General features: G+C 43.0%; 18 protein-coding genes. 11 read left to right on the forward strand and 7 right to left on the reverse strand.

Annotated features, from left to right (window positions below; translation table 11 throughout):
• Positions 1-6 precede the first annotated feature (6 nt).
• Both ACTF6W_RS02995 and ACTF6W_RS03000 read right to left on the reverse strand, forming a co-directional pair.
• Positions 7-1,422, reverse strand: coding sequence for an SLC13 family permease (locus tag ACTF6W_RS02995; protein WP_438993055.1), 1,416 nt, complete (start codon positions 1,420-1,422; stop codon positions 7-9).
• Between the two features lie 74 nt (positions 1,423-1,496).
• A complete protein-coding gene (locus ACTF6W_RS03000; protein ID WP_438993056.1) occupies positions 1,497-2,177 on the reverse strand; it encodes an outer membrane protein in 681 nt (226 codons plus the stop codon).
• Positions 2,178-2,419: 242 nt separating this feature from the next.
• On the opposite strand from ACTF6W_RS03000, the gene ffh reads away from it, so the two are divergent.
• The 9 genes from ffh to ACTF6W_RS03045 all read left to right on the forward strand — a co-directional run bounded on the left by ffh (position 2,420) and on the right by ACTF6W_RS03045 (position 10,452).
• Positions 2,420-3,781: a signal recognition particle protein gene (gene ffh, locus ACTF6W_RS03005; RefSeq protein WP_438993057.1), complete on the forward strand. Its 1,362-nt coding sequence runs from the start codon at positions 2,420-2,422 to the stop codon at positions 3,779-3,781.
• A 60-nt stretch (positions 3,782-3,841) separates the two neighbouring features.
• A complete protein-coding gene (gene rpsP / locus ACTF6W_RS03010) occupies positions 3,842-4,354 on the forward strand; it encodes a 30S ribosomal protein S16 (protein ID WP_438993058.1) in 513 nt (170 codons plus the stop codon).
• 5 nt (positions 4,355-4,359) lie between these two features.
• Entirely contained in the window at positions 4,360-4,947 is a 588-nt protein-coding gene (gene rimM / locus ACTF6W_RS03015; RefSeq protein ID WP_438993059.1) for a ribosome maturation factor RimM, read from the forward strand.
• 3 nt (positions 4,948-4,950) lie between these two features.
• On the forward strand, positions 4,951-5,673 hold the full coding sequence (gene trmD / locus ACTF6W_RS03020; RefSeq protein ID WP_438993060.1) for a tRNA (guanosine(37)-N1)-methyltransferase TrmD: 723 nt from the start codon (positions 4,951-4,953) through the stop codon (positions 5,671-5,673).
• Positions 5,674-5,749: 76 nt separating this feature from the next.
• Complete coding sequence (rplS, locus tag ACTF6W_RS03025; protein WP_438993061.1) at positions 5,750-6,130, forward strand: 50S ribosomal protein L19; 381 nt, start codon at positions 5,750-5,752, stop codon at positions 6,128-6,130.
• 113 nt (positions 6,131-6,243) lie between these two features.
• Positions 6,244-7,656 carry a 3-isopropylmalate dehydratase large subunit gene (gene leuC / locus ACTF6W_RS03030; RefSeq protein WP_438993062.1) on the forward strand — a complete coding sequence of 471 codons (1,413 nt, stop codon included), beginning with the start codon at positions 6,244-6,246 and terminating at the stop codon, positions 7,654-7,656.
• Positions 7,656-8,267, forward strand: coding sequence for a 3-isopropylmalate dehydratase small subunit (leuD, locus tag ACTF6W_RS03035; protein WP_438993063.1), 612 nt, complete (start codon positions 7,656-7,658; stop codon positions 8,265-8,267). Before leuC ends, leuD begins: the two co-directional genes overlap by 1 nt.
• Before the next feature lie 27 nt (positions 8,268-8,294).
• Entirely contained in the window at positions 8,295-9,392 is a 1,098-nt protein-coding gene (gene leuB, locus ACTF6W_RS03040) for a 3-isopropylmalate dehydrogenase (RefSeq protein ID WP_438993064.1), read from the forward strand.
• A gap of 40 nt (positions 9,393-9,432) precedes the next feature.
• On the forward strand, positions 9,433-10,452 hold the full coding sequence (locus tag ACTF6W_RS03045; RefSeq protein WP_438993065.1) for an aspartate-semialdehyde dehydrogenase: 1,020 nt from the start codon (positions 9,433-9,435) through the stop codon (positions 10,450-10,452).
• Between the two features lie 150 nt (positions 10,453-10,602).
• Here ACTF6W_RS03045 and ACTF6W_RS03050 read toward each other — a convergent pair whose 3' ends face one another.
• Genes ACTF6W_RS03050 through sdhC form a run of 4 tightly spaced genes read right to left on the reverse strand, consistent with a single transcriptional unit; the run spans position 10,603 to position 13,973 of the window.
• Complete coding sequence (locus tag ACTF6W_RS03050; RefSeq protein WP_438993066.1) at positions 10,603-11,385, reverse strand: succinate dehydrogenase iron-sulfur subunit; 783 nt, start codon at positions 11,383-11,385, stop codon at positions 10,603-10,605.
• A 17-nt stretch (positions 11,386-11,402) separates the two neighbouring features.
• Entirely contained in the window at positions 11,403-13,190 is a 1,788-nt protein-coding gene (gene sdhA / locus ACTF6W_RS03055) for a succinate dehydrogenase flavoprotein subunit (RefSeq protein ID WP_438993067.1), read from the reverse strand.
• Between the two features lie 11 nt (positions 13,191-13,201).
• Positions 13,202-13,576, reverse strand: coding sequence for a succinate dehydrogenase, hydrophobic membrane anchor protein (gene sdhD, locus ACTF6W_RS03060; protein ID WP_438993068.1), 375 nt, complete (start codon positions 13,574-13,576; stop codon positions 13,202-13,204).
• 10 nt (positions 13,577-13,586) lie between these two features.
• Positions 13,587-13,973: a succinate dehydrogenase, cytochrome b556 subunit gene (gene sdhC, locus ACTF6W_RS03065; protein ID WP_438993069.1), complete on the reverse strand. Its 387-nt coding sequence runs from the start codon at positions 13,971-13,973 to the stop codon at positions 13,587-13,589.
• Positions 13,974-14,251: 278 nt separating this feature from the next.
• Between sdhC and ACTF6W_RS03070 the strand changes: the two genes are divergently transcribed.
• Both ACTF6W_RS03070 and ACTF6W_RS03075 read left to right on the forward strand, forming a co-directional pair.
• Positions 14,252-16,315 (forward strand): S9 family peptidase, encoded by a 2,064-nt coding sequence (locus ACTF6W_RS03070; protein ID WP_438993070.1) that lies wholly within the window; start codon positions 14,252-14,254, stop codon positions 16,313-16,315.
• Between the two features lie 5 nt (positions 16,316-16,320).
• The gene (locus tag ACTF6W_RS03075) at positions 16,321-16,740 is read left to right on the forward strand and encodes a PaaI family thioesterase (protein ID WP_438993071.1); all 420 of its coding nucleotides are present in this window, start codon (positions 16,321-16,323) and stop codon (positions 16,738-16,740) included.
• A 15-nt stretch (positions 16,741-16,755) separates the two neighbouring features.
• On the opposite strand, the gene ACTF6W_RS03080 is transcribed toward ACTF6W_RS03075, so the two are convergent.
• Positions 16,756-17,418 carry a YggS family pyridoxal phosphate-dependent enzyme gene (locus tag ACTF6W_RS03080; protein WP_438993072.1) on the reverse strand — a complete coding sequence of 221 codons (663 nt, stop codon included), beginning with the start codon at positions 17,416-17,418 and terminating at the stop codon, positions 16,756-16,758.
• Positions 17,419-17,429: the final 11 nt, after the last annotated feature.

The raw sequence follows: 17,429 nt of genomic DNA on the forward strand, positions 1-17,429 counted from the left end.
GGATACTTAGCCAAAAATGAGCGGCACTAAAAGATAACTGATGCCTGTGACAGTAAAGATTGCAAAAATATTTAATCTAAACCCTGCATTGGCCATTTGGGGAATAGATACTTCTCCACTGGAAAAAACCACGGCATTTGGACCCGTCGCCACAGGGAGCATAAATGCACAACTTGCGGAAATTGCCAGTGGTACAAATAAGATCATCGGATCGATGCCTGCAGATACAGCCAGTGCTCCCATAATAGGAATGAGTGTGGCTGCGGTGGCGGTATTGCTAGTTAGTTCAGTAAGAAATACTACGATAGTCACCAAAATTAAAATAATGAAAATGAGATCGAGTGCACCAATAGAGCCCATTTCCGTCCCAATCCACATTGCAAGCCCCGAAGAGCTAACGGCTGCAGCTAAACTTAATCCACCACCAAATAAAAGTAAAACACCCCAAGGAAGTTTTTCTGCCGATTTCCAATCAAGCAATGCTTTGGATTTTTTGTCATTTGAACCTGATGGAACCACAAACATTAGAATTGCCCCCGCAACAGCAATTAGCGTATCGCTAAGCCAGGGCAACATTTCTAACTTTGATTGAATTGGTGTTCTGAGGATCCAACAACTTGCAATAAATGCAAAGAGCATCGACATTCTTTTCTCCGGTGTGGTCATCGGTCCCATTTCATCCAGCTCTTGTCTCAGGTGTTCATTAGCAAGTGAGTTCTCGCTTAAGTCATATGGATAAGCAAATTTGGTAAGAACAATAAGAGCGATCGGTAACATGACCATAACAGTGGGAATGCCAATAAGCATCCAAGATAAAAAACTAATATCAATACCAAAGGTTTCTTTCATATAGGCGATGACAAGCAAATTAGGCGGCGTACCAATAGGAGATCCAAACCCACCAATATTGGCTCCATAAGCGACGCCAAGAACGAGACAAATAATAAACCCAGTTGTTTTTTCATTCTTATCTTTAACAATTTCATTTGCAAGAGACAAAGCGATTGGAATCATCATAAGAGTGCTAGCCGTATTGCTAATCCACATTGAAATCATCGCGGTTACAGCCATAAAGCCACCAATTAAGGCGGTTGGGTTGTTGCCCACTTTGACTAGAATCATAAGAGCAATCCGTCGATGTAAATTCCATTTTGTAATGGCAGTTGCCATAATAAAACCGCCCATCAATAGAAATATGGTCGGCGCAGCATATGGTGCAGTAGCGGCACCTACGCTAGAGATACCGAGCATGGGAAAAGTGACAACAGGTATTAATGAGGTCACTGGCACGGGTAAAGCTTCTGATGACCACCAGTAGGCGAGGAGCACGGTTACTGCAGCAACTTTCCAAGCCGTGGCACTCATGCCGTCTGGAGCAGGAAGAAATAAAAGAATGATGAATAACAATAAGCCAAATAACATATTGAGATTCTTTAAACCGATTTTTTTCATCACCCAGACCCTATATTTAATTTATTTTTATCTAAGGTCTAGACTTAGTACATATGCAGTACTGCACTCAACATAATTCTTGAGGTTTTAGGTTTAAATGTAAATTCATCGGATCCGTTTCTATAAGTTGAGTTAGCTCCTGTAGATTGTGTATACTCAGCACGAATAGCAATATTTTCAAAAATTTCAACTTCGATACCACCACCATAACGCAGCGCAGTTACACGCGTGTTATAATCCAAATTATCGTTTTGGAGTTCATTGACGCCCCGAGATTTTAAATTAATACCTGAATATCCAACGAGACCAAATATTAAGGCTTTATCGGCTAAAGTGAACCCTAGTCTACCATTTATGTCGAATGTATTGCTTTTGCCCAACCTTATCGTATTTGCACCATCCGTATAAACGGTATTGCCTTTATCGACGATGAACGCCGCTTCAGCTCCGTAATATAGCGGCCCATAACTTAGACCGTATCCCGCTAAAATACCGCCGCCATAACTGTTGCTGGAAACAGAACTGCTGATACTAGAAAAATTACTTGGAAAATCATCGTTTGGTACTTCACGATAAGTTGCCGTAGAATCAAACGTATTTACGACTGACGTAACGCCAACATACAGTCCTTCAAAAGGGCTGCCATCTGGCCCCGCTAAAGCAGGCTTCGTAATAGAGGTTATTAATATAGCAAGGAAAGTTATTTTAAATATTTTATGGCTCATTCGTTTATTGTCCGTGTCATTTGCACTAAATATAATGGCATCATATTACATTTTTTACCGAAGGCGTAAACAAGAACTTGACTCTTCAGTAAAATACCCATATTTTCTGGGCATTCCCGAATGGAACGTACATAATATGTGTCCAAGGATACCCACCAGTCAGCGAAGGTTCGCCCACTGGTGTGTTTTTGTTATGTAAAAACCTTTCGGCAAAAATGAGGCAACGAATTAAAGAGAGCAAAATGTTCGATAGTTTAAGTGATAAACTTGGTGGTATATTTGATAAGCTTAAAAAACGTGGCGCATTAAGCGAAAGTCACGTTGATGAAGCCATGCGTGAAGTGCGCCTTGCTCTTTTAGAAGCTGACGTTGCTCTGCCGGTTGTCAAAGACTTCATTTCAAAAGTAAAAGAAAAAGCCGTTGGCCAGGAAGTGGTCAAATCTGTCACGCCTGGGCAAATGGTTGTTAAAATCGTTAATGACCAGCTTGTTGAAATGCTTGGTGGCGATGCTCAGACCATTGATTTAAATGCGCCTGCCCCTGTTCCAATGCTTATGGTTGGTCTTCAAGGATCTGGTAAGACCACCTCAACAGCAAAGATTGCCAAAAGACTTAAAGATAAAGAAAAGAAAAAAGTGCTTATGGCCTCGCTTGACGTGCAACGTCCAGCAGCCATGGAACAGCTTGCCATATTAGGCGAACAAATTGACGTGGCGACGTTGCCGATTATTCCGGGACAAAGGCCAGAAGATATTGCAAACCGCGCGATGACAGCCGCAAAACTTCAAGGTTTTGATGTTATTATGCTCGATACGGCGGGTCGATTACATATTGACCAGGCATTAATGGCGGAAGTGGCCGCCGTTCGAAATGCCGTTAACCCGCATGAAACATTGTTGGTTGTTGATGCCTTAACAGGTCAAGATGCCGTTAATGTTGCAGAGCAGTTCGGTGATCAAATTGGTGTTACTGGTGTTATCTTAACGCGTATGGACGGTGATGGGCGCGGTGGTGCGGCATTAAGCATGCGCGCGGTTACCGGAAAACCAATTAAATTGGTTGGTGTCGGTGAGAAAATCGAAGACATGGAAGAATTTCATCCGGAACGTGTTGCATCACGTATCCTCGGTATGGGTGATGTTGTGTCATTGGTTGAAAAGGCCGCTGAAACCATTGAGGCTGAAGAAGCCGAGAAAATGATTAAGAAAATGAAGAAGGGTCAATTTGATTTCGATGATCTCAGATCCCAACTTCAACAAATGAAAAAAATTGGCGGTATGGGCAGTATTCTAGGAATGTTACCCGGACTTGGTAAAATGCAAAAGCAAATGGCCGCCGCGAAAATAGATGATAACGTTCTGCTTAGGCAGGAAGCCATTATTAATAGTATGACTCCAAAAGAACGCTCATACCCGAAATTGATGAATGCATCACGTAAGAAACGTATTGCAGCAGGAGCTGGCGTTTCCGTACAGGAAATTAACAAGTTGATGAAAATGCAAAAGCAGATGGCAACAATGATGAAGAAATTAGGCAAGCAGGGCGGCCGTATGCCAATGCCCGGTCAATTGCCACCCGGAATGGATGGTTTACTTCCTAAATAAGTGAACTCTCTTAAATAATAAACTGAATTACTCGAATTAAATAAGCTAAAGGAAAATTAAATGGCTGTTAAAATTAGACTTGCACGTGGTGGTGCAAAAAAACGTCCTTATTACCGTGTTGTAGTGGCAGATGGTCGCGCGCCTCGTGATGGTAAGTACATTGAAAAAGTTGGTACGCATAACCCACTTCTTCCAAAAGATCATGAAGACCGCATTAAACTTGATGTAGAGCGCATCGAATATTGGCTTTCAAAAGGTGCGAAGCCAACAGATCGTGTCGCTCGTTTTCTTGATGCAGCGGGTCTTATGAAACGTGAAGAACGTAATAACCCTAACAAAGGTAAGCCTGGTGCAAAAGCACTAGACCGTATCGAAGAACAAAAAGAAAAAGCTGCTGCTGCGGTAGAAGCGGCAAAAGAAGCTGAAGAAGCTGCTAAGGCTGCTGAAGAAGAAGCAAAAGCTGCCGCAGAAGCTCCTGCAGAAGAAGCACCGGCTGAAGAAACGGCTGCTGAAGAAGCTACTGCAGATGAAGCTCCAGCTGAAGAAGCTGCTGAAGAAAAAGATAAAGAGTAACTTTTATGTCTGCTTTGATGCGTAAGCCAGAGATAGAAGAGCGCGCGGGCATGATATGCTTGGCTGCGGTATTTGGTGTATCTGGTGTGCGCGGTGCGGTAAGATTAAAGGTATTTACCGAAGATTTAAATGCTATTTCCGACTATGGTCCTGTGACTTTATTTAGTCATGATCATCCAGACGGGCAAAAGCATAAGGTAAAAATTCTTCATCCAGTCAAAGGCGGAGTTGCCGTAACTTTGAAAGGTATTAATGACCGCGACAAAGCTGAAACATTAAAAGGCGCAAAACTATATATCGAAAAATCATCTCTTCCAAAGTTAGAAGATGATGAGGGTTTTTATTTTGAAGACTTAGTGGGTCTTATGGCAAGAGATAGTCAAGACAATCAATTCGGTAAAGTAGAAGGCGTATTTAATTTTGGTGCAGGCGATATTATTGAAGTGAACCTATCAAAGGAAAAAGGAAAACGTATGTATCCCTTTTCTGATGAAATCGTTCCGACCGTTAATATTGAAGAAGGCTATTTGGTCATAGACCGCGAGGCCTATGGTGATTTGAAGCAAGAGATGGAAACAAAAGAGAAAGGGTAAAATATGTGGCAAGCACAAATATTGACCCTGTTTCCTGAAATGTTTCCCGGGCCTCTAGGCCTCTCCCTCGCGGGGAAGGCACTAGATAAAAAATTATGGAGCATGGATGTGATGCAAATTCGCGACCATGCCACGGACAAGCATCGTAGCGTCGATGATACTCCCGCTGGGGGTGGCGCAGGGATGGTCTTAAGAGCTGATGTTATGGGGCGCGCAATAGATGCGGCAATAAGCCAAAGACCTGAAGATACGACAAACGATGATTGGCCATTAATATATTTATCCCCAAGGGGCAAAAGACTTAACCAGAAAATGGTTCATGATTTTGCATCTAAAAAGGGTGTCACGCTAATCTGCGGCCGATTTGAAGGTTTGGATGAGCGCGTTATAGAGAATCGGAACGTTTTAGAAGTTAGTCTTGGCGATTTTGTTCTCTCTGGCGGTGAAATTGCAGCACTTATGCTTATGGATGCAGTGGTGCGGCTTATCCCGGGTGTCATAGGTGAACCTGAGACGTTAAGGGAAGAAAGTTTTACAAGCGGGTTACTCGAATATCCGCAATATACCCGACCACAAATGTGGGAAGGCCTTGAAATACCAGATGTTTTGCTTTCAGGACATCATGGAAAGATTAAGGAATGGCGACAAGAAACGTCAGAAAAACTGACAAAAGAACGTCGTTCTGACCTATGGAAAGAATATATACGCGCTAAAAAAGAGATTTAGCGCAAAAAAAAAGATGATTGATGTTGAAATATGGCTCAAACTTGTTTAAAAGAGCCGCCGTATAAGGAAAAATATTATGAATATGATTGAAAAAATTGAACAAGAGCAAATGGCTCAACTTACTGAAGGCAAAAACATCCCTGAATTTGCCCCTGGTGATACAGTTAAAGTGAACGTAAAAGTTGTTGAAGGATCGCGTGAGCGTATTCAGGCTTATGAAGGTGTTGTAATTGCACGTTCAAATCGCGCGCTTAACTCATCATTCACTGTACGTAAGATTTCTTATGGTGAAGGTGTGGAGCGTATATTCCCACTTTACTCACCAAACGTTGACAGCATTGAAGTTGTTCGTCGTGGTCGTGTTCGCCGTGCGAAACTATATTATCTTCGTGGTCTGCGTGGTAAGAAAGCCCGTATTGCTGAGAAAACGGATTATCATAAGAAGTCTGCGAATTAAGACCTGACCGTCTACTATCGAATTCGAGGCTTCATTTTAGAGCCTCTAGCAAAATGAGGCTCGGGAAACGGAGCCTCATTTTTTGTGTTTAAGGTAAAATAAGGAACTATGAAATGACAAGTCCGCGTACATTATATGACAAGATTTGGGATTCCCATGTTGTTGAAGAACAACAAAGCGGAAACAGTCTTCTCTATATCGATCGCCATATCGTCCATGAAGTCACAAGCCCACAAGCATTTGAAGGCCTGAGACTGGCGGGACGTGGGCTGCGTCGCGTGGAAACGATTTTAGCTGTTCCTGATCATAATGTTCCGACTACATCGGACCGGGAAACGCGCATTGATAGTATCGAAAGTAAAAATCAGTTAGATGCACTTGAGCGAAATGCCAAAGAATTTGACCTTGATTATATTCCGATGATGGATGCGCGCCAAGGGATCGTTCACATTGTTGGCCCTGAGCAAGGTTTTACGCTTCCAGGCACAACGATTGTCTGTGGTGATAGTCATACTGCTACTCACGGTGCATTTGGCGCACTTGCTTTTGGTATTGGTACTTCTGAAGTTGAGCATGTGATGGCGACCAATACTTTAATTTTGAAACGATCAAAAAATCTTCGTATTGATGTATCCGGTGAACTTGGTGCGGGTGTTACCGCTAAAGATGTCGCCTTAGCTATTATTGGCAATATCGGTACGGCAGGCGGCACGGGGTCTGTTATTGAATTTACAGGCTCAGCGATAAAAGGCTTAACCATGGAAGGTCGTATGACCCTTTGTAATATGGCCATCGAAGGTGGAGCTCGTGCTGGACTTATTGAGCCGAATGAAAAAACGTATGATTATATAAAAGGCCGCCCGAAATCACCAAAAGGTACCGAATTTGAAATGGCTGTCAATTATTGGAACAGCTTGAAATCAGACGAAGGCGCGACATATGATAACGAAGTTTTCATGGATGCAGCCGACATTGTCCCTCAGGTAACTTGGGGCAATAGCCCTGAAGATGTTTTGCCGATTACGGGCATAGTACCAAACCCCGCCGATGCGAAGGATGCTGATAACAAAGCTTCAATTGAAAGAGCGCTTGATTATATGGGATTAGAGCCTGGAACGAAGCTAACTGACATTAAAGTCGACAGAGTGTTTATTGGATCATGCACTAATGGCCGTATTGAAGATATGCGCGCCGTTGCAGAAGTTGTTAAGGGAAGGAAACTGGCAGATAATATTAAGCAAGGTTTAATTGTACCGGGCAGTGGGTTGGTTAGAATACAAGCAGAACAAGAAGGGCTTGATCAAATTTTCATTGATGCTGGATTTGAATGGCGCGAGCCAGGTTGCTCAATGTGTCTTGCGATGAATGCGGATAAGCTTCTTCCTGGTGAAAGGTGTGCATCCACATCAAATCGTAATTTTGAAGGACGACAAGGACCTAAGTCCCGCACTCATCTGGTTAGTCCTGCAATGGCGGCTGCCGCTGCAGTTACCGGTCATTTAACAGACATCAGGGAGCTATCATAATGGAAAAATTTACAAAAATTCGCGCCGTTGCTGCGCCGCTTCCGATTACTAATGTTGATACGGATATGATCATTTCACAAGAACATTTGCGTACAATTGAACGTACGGGGCTTGGAAAACATGCGTTTTCAAATATTCGCTATGACGAAGATGGCTCTGAAAATGAAGATTTTGTTCTAAATAAACCGGCCTATAGAAGCGCTGAAATTCTAATTGCGGGTGATAATTTCGGCTGTGGTTCTAGCCGTGAACATGCCCCTTGGGCCCTAATGGACTTAGGATTACGTTGTGTGATTGCACCAAGTTTTGCAGATATTTTTTATGGCAATTGCTTTAAAAACGGTCTTCTTCCTATAAAATTACCACAAGCAATTGTAGATGATTTAATGAAAGATGCGGAAAATGGCGCAAATGCTGTGTTTACTATTGATCTTGAAAATCTTGAAATTACCCGCCCTGACGGTGAAGTTATTTCATTTGAAGTTGATGGGTTTCGCCAGCACTGCATGATCAATGGATTTGATGACATTGGCCTTACCATGGAAAAGGGTGAGAAGATTTCTGAATTTGAAGCCAAACAAAAAGCTGAACAGCCTTGGCTATATAGATAAGCAAAAAAAGAATAAGAGTAAGAAACAATGAGCAAAAAACATAGCATGTTAATTCTACCGGGTGACGGTATCGGTCCTGAAGCAATGGTTGAAGTGAAGAAAATTGTTGCGTGGCTTGAAGAGCATAAAAGCCTTGAGTTTGATATATCAGAAGATAGCGTCGGTGGTGCCGCTTATGATCAATATGGTACATCACTAGCTGATCATACGCTTGAAAAAGCAAAAGAAGTCGATGCCGTGATGTTTGGTGCTGTTGGTGGTCCTAAGTGGGACGGCGTAGATTACGATAAGCGTCCTGAAGCAGGTCTTTTAAAGCTACGAAAAGAACTTAATCTTTTTGCAAATCTTCGCCCGGCTCTTTGTTTTGAGCCACTCGTTGACGCTTCTAGTCTAAAGCCTGAAATAGTTAGCGGTCTTGATATTATGATCCTTCGTGAATTAACGGGCGGTGTATATTTTGGTGAACCTCGCGGCATTACCGAACTTTCAAACGGGCAACGTCGCGGTGTTAATACACAAGTTTATGAAACTTATGAAATCCATCGTGCTGCCCATGTGGCATTTGATCTTGCAGGCAAAAGAAGCGGTCGTGTGACATCCGTTGAAAAAGCGAACGTGATGGAAAGCGGTCTTCTTTGGCGCGAAGAAGTGAACATCATTGCCAAAGATTATCCAAACATCAAACTTGATCATATGTATGCCGATAATTGTGCTATGCAGCTTGTCCGTACCCCAAAACAATTTGATGTGATTTTAACGGATAATCTATTTGGCGATATGTTATCTGATATTGCGGCTATGCTTACGGGCTCTCTCGGCATGCTTCCGTCCGCTTCCCTTGGTGAGGTGGGTAAGGGTGCCCTTTATGAACCGGTTCACGGCAGTGCCCCTGATATTGCCGGACAAGGCATTGCAAATCCGATTGCTACTATTCTTAGTTTCGCAATGGCCCTTCGTTACACATATAATGAAGGGGACGCCGCGGATTTAATTGAAGAAGCCGTTAATGACGTGCTTGCAAACGATATTCGAACGGCCGATATTAATCAGCCTGGAATGACGCTTGTATCCACAAGCGAAATGGGCAACCACATTGTGGATGCCATGCAAAAGCTAGAAAGCTAAATTTAAACTAAACAACAATTATTAAATACTGGAGAGTATAATGTCCTATAAAGTGGCCGTCGTAGGAGCGACTGGCAACGTTGGCCGTGAGATGCTAAATATTTTAGCCGAGCGCCAATTCCCCGTTTCAGAAGTAGTCGCTTTGGCGTCTCGTCGTTCAGTTGGTTCAGAAATTACCTTCGGCGATAAGACGCTTATTTGCAAAAATCTTGATGACTATGACTTCACGGGCACGGACATTGCACTTATGTCTGCGGGTGGTTCAATTTCTGAAAAATACGCTGATAAAATTACGTCGGCTGGATGTGTTATTATTGATAACAGCTCACATTTTCGCATGGACCCAGATGTGCCATTGATCGTACCCGAAGTAAACGGCGACGCGATTAAAGGCTATACAAAAAAAGGCATCATCGCCAATCCGAACTGCTCAACGGCGCAAATGATGGTTGCCCTTAAGCCTCTACATGACGCGGCGGTGATTAAACGCTGCGTGGTGAGCACGTACCAATCTGTTTCTGGCTCTGGTAAGGAAGCGATGGAAGAACTTTGGACACAAACGCGGGCTATTTTTGTTAATGATCCTGTTGAAACGAATGTTTATCCAAAACAAATCGCCTTTAACGTGATCCCGCATATTGATGTGTTTATGGATAGTGGCGATACGAAGGAAGAGTGGAAAATGGTTGCTGAAACCGGTAAAATTCTTGATCCGGATATCCGTTTGACAGCCACATGTGTGCGTGTACCAGTCTTTTTATCACATTCTGAAAGCATCAATCTTGAATTCACCCGCGAAATGACCGTTGATCGTGCCCGTGAAATTTTACGTGAAGCACCGGGCATCATGGTTTTTGATAAACGCGAAGACGGCGGATATATCACGCCCGTCGATGCCGCAGGCGAATTTGCCACCTACATCAGCCGCATTCGTAAAGACGAAACCGTAAAGCACGGCCTTAATCTTTGGTGCGTATCTGATAACCTTCTTAAAGGGGCTGCCTTAAACGCTGTACAAATAGCCGAGGTTCTTTGTCGCGATCATTTGAAAAAAGACTAAATCCAAAATTGTCACTTGCCGACTTGATCGGCGAGTCTATACTTGAGAAGTCTATCTAATGGATTCGCCGATCAAGTCGGCGAATGACAAAATTAACATTAAAAAAGGCCCGCTAAACTAGCGGGCCTTTCTTTTGAAATTTATATGAGTTTATCCTTGGCGCTCAACCATCATTTTTTTGATCTCGCCAATCGCCTTGGCCGGGTTGAGACCTTTTGGGCAAGTATTGGTACAGTTCATAATGGTATGACAACGATAAAGACGGAACGGGTCTTCTAGTGCATCTAGGCGCTCACCTGTGTTTTCATCACGACTATCCACAAGCCATCTATAAGCTTGAAGCAGCACCGCAGGGCCAAGGTATTTATCGCTGTTCCACCAGTAACTTGGGCATGATGTAGAACAGCACGCACAAAGAACACATTCATAAAGTCCATCAAGTTTCGCGCGGTCATCTTGGCTTTGAAGACGTTCCGTGCCACTTGGGGTTGGTGTTTCAGTTTGCATCCATGGTTTGATACTGGCGTACTGCGCATAAAAATTAGTTAGATCCGGCACCAAATCCTTCACCACATCCATATGAGGAAGTGGGAAGACGTTTACGTCCCCTTTATAAGATGCAATATCAATGGTGCACGCGAGAGTATTTTTCCCACCAATATTCATGGCGCATGATCCGCACACACCCTCTCGGCATGATCTACGGAATGTTAACGTAGGGTCGATCTCATTTTTAATTTTAATGAGCGCGTCCAAAACCATCGGACCACATTTATCGAGATCAACTTCATAAGTATCAATGCGCGGGTTTTCGCCGTCATCTTCGTTCCAACGATAAATGTTAAAACGTTTTATGTTTGTTGCGCCTTCATCGGCGGCCCATGTTTTTCCTTTGGTATAAGTGGAATTTTTTGGAAGTTTAAATTCAGCCATTGTTTCTCTCCCTATCCTTAGTAAACACGTGGTTTTGGTTTGATGTAATCAACTTCGTCGGTCAAGGTATAGTCATGAACCTGACGATAGCTAATGTCGACTTTGCCATCATTAAGATGTGCAATGGTATGTTTCATCCAATCATCGTCATTACGATCTGGGAAATCTTCATGCATATGGGCCCCGCGACTTTCTTTACGGTTGGCTGCACAATGCATTGTTACTTGTGCTTGACCCATCAGGTTTTCAAGCTCCATTGCTTCGATAAGATCACTATTCCAAACAAGGGAACGGTCGAATGTTTTAATATCAGGCAGAAGCCCAGCAATCTCATCGATCTTACCTTTACCTTCTTCAAGAACTTCTTCTGTTCTAAAGACGGCACAGTTTGCTTGCATAACGCGTTGCATTTTGTCTCGAATGTCAGCGGTGGAAATCTCACCGTCTGCATAACGCAGGCGATCAAGTCTACTTAACGCAAGATCAGCATGATCATCTGAAAGCTTACCATGCGCTGCACCGGCTGTGACAACATCGGCAACGCGTTGCGCCGCCGCACGCCCAAACACCACAAGGTCAATCAGTGAATTTGAACCAAGTCTGTTCGCACCATGAACAGAAACACATGCTGCTTCACCGATGGCCATGAGGCCCGGCACGGTCCTATCCGGATCTCCTTCGGTCGGGTTAAGCACTTCACCATGATAATTGGTTGGAATACCGCCCATATTATAATGAACAGTTGGTAAAACTGGGATCGGTTCTTTGTTTACGTCAACACCAGCGAAAATTTTCGCTGATTCTGATATTCCAGGTAAGCGACTGGCCAATGTTTCCGCATCAAGATGATCAAGATGAAGGAAAATATGATCCCCATGTTCACCAACACCGCGACCTTCGCGGATTTCATATGACATTGAGCGCGATACTACATCACGGCTAGCGAGGTCTTTTGCGGATGGGGCATAACGTTCCATGAAACGTTCCCCCTTCGAATTCACAAGGTATCCGCCTTCACCGCGGGCCCCTTCAGTGATCAAAACACCCGCACCATAAATGCCGGTTGGATGGAATTGAACGAATTCAAGATCCTGAAGTGGTAGGCCAGCACGTTGAACCATACCACCACCATCACCCGTACAGGTGTGTGCGGACGTTGCTGAGAAATATGCACGGCCATATCCACCTGTCGCCAGTGTTGTTGATTGTGCGCGGAAACGGTGAAGTTTACCCGTATTCATATCAAGTGCGATAACACCACGACATTCACCATTTTCCATGATCAGATCGATCGCGAAATATTCAACGTAAAAATCCGTATCATATTTAAGGGATTGTTGATAAAGCGAATGAAGCATGGCGTGACCGGTGCGGTCTGCGGCAGCACAGGTGCGCTGCGCGGCTGGGCCTTCACCAAATTCCGTTGTCATGCCGCCGAAGGGACGCTGATAAATGCGGCCTTCCTCAGTCCTGCTGAAGGGAACACCGAAATGCTCAAGTTCATAAACCGCTTCTGGGGCTTGACGGACCATATATTCAATGGCGTCCTGATCCCCTAACCAATCGGATCCTTTGACGGTGTCATACATATGCCACTGCCATTTATCCGGCCCCATGTTTCCGAGCGATGCGGCGATACCGCCTTGCGCCGCGACTGTGTGCGATCGGGTTGGAAAAACTTTTGATATACATGCGGTTTTAAGGCCGCTTTCAGCGATGCCCATAGCGGCGCGAAGTCCGGCGCCACCGGCACCAACGACGATCGCGTCATAGACATGATCTTCTATTTCATATGATGTGCTCATTTAAACGTACCTTAAAGCGCAATTTTTAATATGGAGAAAACGGCCAGTGCACCAATAAGAACACAGCCAAATGTCACGAGCATCAACAAAGCATGCTTCTGACCTTCTGAATGAATATAATCTTCGATGATTACCTGAAGACCTAATTTCAAATGATAAATGCCTGTTACAATGAAAAGCATCATAAGCACGGCAACAACAGGAGAACTCATCCATTTAACGACTGAGGCATAATCTGCTTGTGTCATTTGTACGACACTTGAGACAAACCAAACGGTAAGAGGAATAAGGGCAATAGCTGTTACCTTTTGCATCCACCAATGATGAGTACCACTCTTTGCAGAGCCAAGGCCTCGAACTTTTCCAAGCGGGGAACGTAAACTCATTTTCTTCTCCCTATATCAAGCCGTAACCGATGACCCATGAAAGGATCGTCAGTATGACGGATGAAATTAAAACCAGACGACTAGATCGGTGAGTGTCTTCAAGCTCAAACCCTTTACCCATATCCCAGAACAAGTGACGGATACCGTTACAGAGGTGAACCATGAGGGCGTAAGTAAATCCGAAAAGGATTATTTTTCCGATTATACTGCCCATTATATCACTAAATTGTGCATATGCTGCGGGACCTGATGCGATGGCAATGACCCACCATGTGATAAGAAGTGTGCCACCCGTAAGTGCAGCACCGGACGCTCTATGAAGAATGGACAATGCCATTTCAAGGCTCCATGAATATACCTGCAGATGCGGCGAGGTAGGCCGCTTGGTTTGAGACATCTGCTACTCCCTCTTAAGGTTAAATCTACAAGGAGGAATAAGTCCTCCCCTCCACATTTGTTTTTAACATATTGAGTAGATAGAGCAAGGAATTCCATACTTTATTTATTGAGAAAAATTCATTTTCTTAACATTGGAAAAATTTTCTGTGTATAAAGGTGACTAATGAGAGGAGTTTTTATGGTCAGCAAACAAATCACATTGATAACTGTTTTATCGTTGCTTATGGGCTGCGGTAAAACACGACGCAAGAATCAGTAAATGAGAATTTGGAAAATATGAAAGAACAAATATCTGCCCCTGTGGCAAAAAAAGTTCCCTTTGAAATGGAAATTCATGATCATAAGCGGATTGATGATTATTACTGGATGCGTGATGATGAACGTGAAGATCCAGAAATTTTAGCGCATCTGGAAGCTGAAAATGATTATTTAAAAGCAAAAATGAAGCACACAGAAGCATTTCAAGAAAAACTTTATAATGAGATTGTCAGTCGGATTAAAAAAGATGATAACAGTGTGCCGATTAGGAAAAGAGGATATTGGTATCAAATACAATTTGATGGCAGCCAAGAATATCCAGTTCATGTGCGCTGGCAAGAGAGCAGCGAAACTCAAGAAGTGCTTTTTGATGAAAATAAAATGGCAGAAGGTCACGGCTATTTTAGTTTAGGGGGTTATTCAATCTCAGATAATAATGAAATTGCGGCCTTTAGCACTGATACAATCAGTCGTAGACTTTATACGATCGAATTTAAAGATTTAGTGGGCGATAAAGATTACCCGGATAAACTAATGGATACGCAAGGCTCAGCCATATGGGCTAATGATAATCAACATGTTTTTTATATCAAAAAGGACCTTCAAACCCTTTTAGGAACAGAAGTGTACCGTCATAAATTAGGCACCGAACAAAGCGAAGATGTTCTGGTATATAGAGAAGATGATGAAACATTTTATACTTCTCTTTCCAAGTCACGAGATGGTGCTATCATTTACATTCATCATAGCAGTACATTGACCGCCGGTGTTTCAGTTTTAAACGCGGATGATCCTTTAGGAAGTTTTGAGCCTTTCCTGCCACTCGAAGAAAATCATGAATATGCGGTCGAGAAGTTAGGCAACGATTATTATATTTATACGAATTGGAATGCGATCAATTTCCGTATCATGAAAGTATCTTCAGATAAAACATCAGATAAAAGTGCCTGGACGGATGTGATTGCGCACCGAGAAGATGTTTATATTCAAGATCTGACAGCTTTTACGGATCAGCTCGTTATCAAGGAAAAGGAAAATGGAGAAACGCGTATAAGAGTACTGACACTAAGTTCTGGTAAAAGTAATAATCTTGGATTTGATGACCCGGTTTTTAGTGCGAGCATTTCTAGCAATCCAGAAATTAGCAGCGACGTTGTTCGTATATCCTATAGTTCAATGACAACACCGCCCAGTGTCTATGACTTTAATCTTACCACAGGTGAGAGAAAGCTGCTTAAACAGGACGAAGTTCTTGGTGGATTTTCGCCGTTAAACTATCAAAGTGAACGTGTTTTTATTGAAGCGAGGGATGGAAAAAAAGTTCCCGTTTCTATTGTTTATAGAAAAGATAAGTTTAATAGTGACGGCAGTAATCCGCTCTTTCAATATGCGTACGGATCTTATGGCGCGACCATTGAGCCATCCTTTAGTGGGCCGCGTTTAAGCCTGCTTGATCGTGGTGTTGTTTATGCCATTGCCCACATACGCGGCAGTCAAATGTTAGGGCGCCCATGGTATGAGGATGGAAAGCTTTTTAAAAAGAAGAATAGCTTTTATGATTTTATTGATGTGACTAAGGGTTTAACGGCTCAAAAGCATGGCCATCCAGAAAAGGTATATGCAATGGGCGGTAGTGCAGGGGGGCTTTTGATGGGCGGAGTGTTGAATATGGCACCCGAACTTTATCTTGGCGTCGGTGCTCATGTACCGTTTGTTGATGTGGTCACAACAATGTTGGATGCATCTATTCCTTTGACCTCAGGTGAATGGGATGAGTGGGGCAATCCTGCAGAAAAAGACTATTACGATTATATGCTTTCATATTCACCATATGATCAAGTTGAGCGAAAAGATTATCCAAATATTTTGGTCACGACGGGACTTCATGATAGTCAGGTGCAATATTTTGAACCTATGAAATGGGTAGCAAAGTTACGTGACTATAAAACGGATGATAATTTATTGATTTTTGAAACCGATATGGAAGCGGGGCACGGTGGTGCTTCGGGTCGTTTCAAACGATATAAACAAACGGCACTTGAGTATGCTTTTTACTTCAACCTTCTTGGGATTAAGGAATAGGTTTAATGAACGGAATAGAACAATTAAAGGCAATGCTGGCAGGTGAATTTCCCCCGCCTAGTATGGCCAAAACCATGTCATCAGAATTAATTGATGTGGAAGAAGGTTTTGTTCGGTTCATTGTGAAGGCAGATGATCGATTATTAAATTTGATGGGTGGTGTTCATGGCGGCTTTAGTGCCACCGTTATTGATACGATCACGGGATGCGCCGTGAGCACTTTATTAGATGAAGAAACCGCGTTTGCAACGACAGATCTGAATGTGAAAATGATAAGGCCAATTCAAGTGGGTCAGGAATTAATAGCTGAAGGGCGCGTGATTAACCGTTCACGCCGATTGGCTGTGGCAGATGGTAAAATCATTGATGAGAATGGTAAAATTTTTGCAATCGGTTCAGCCAGCTGCATGATTTTGTCAAAATAAAATCTTTGCTATGGTTTAATATCCAGGTCTTTTTCCAAAAACGGCGGTACCAACACGCACGTGTGTGGCACCATGTGCGATTGCCTGTTCAAAATCTCCGCTCATACCCATTGAAATAATTTTAATATTATTTCTATCTGCAATGGATTTAAGCAATTTAAAATGTTCCGTTGCATCTTCGTCGAAGGGTGGAATGCACATAACTCCTGTTACATTCAAACCTAGCTCATCTTTACATAATTTTATAAAATTATCGGCGTCTTCAGGTGCGATTCCGGCTTTTTGGTCTTCAAGCCCTGTATTCACCTGTACATACACGTCACATCGTTTGTTTTCTTCTTCAAATATACGTGCAAGAGTGCGGGCAAGTTTTGGGCGATCAACAGTTTCTATTACATCAAAGAGTTGAATGGCTTGACGTACTTTATTGGTTTGAAGTGGTCCAATTAAATGTAGTTCAACCCCATCAAATTGTTCACGAAGAGTAGGCCATTTTTCAGCTGCTTCCTGAACACGGTTTTCACCGAATATTTTTTGACCAGCTTCAAGTACTGGAAGAATTGTATCAGCAACATGTACTTTGGATACTGCAACTAAAGTAACGTCTTTTTCATGACGTCCAGATTTCTTTGCTGCCGATTCAATTTTGTCTTTTATATTAATCAGATTACTAGTCATGTCCTTCATCA

Origin of the sequence: Pseudemcibacter sp., assembly GCF_965661635.1 — a bacterium.
Lineage (GTDB): Bacteria > Pseudomonadota > Alphaproteobacteria > Sphingomonadales > Emcibacteraceae > Pseudemcibacter.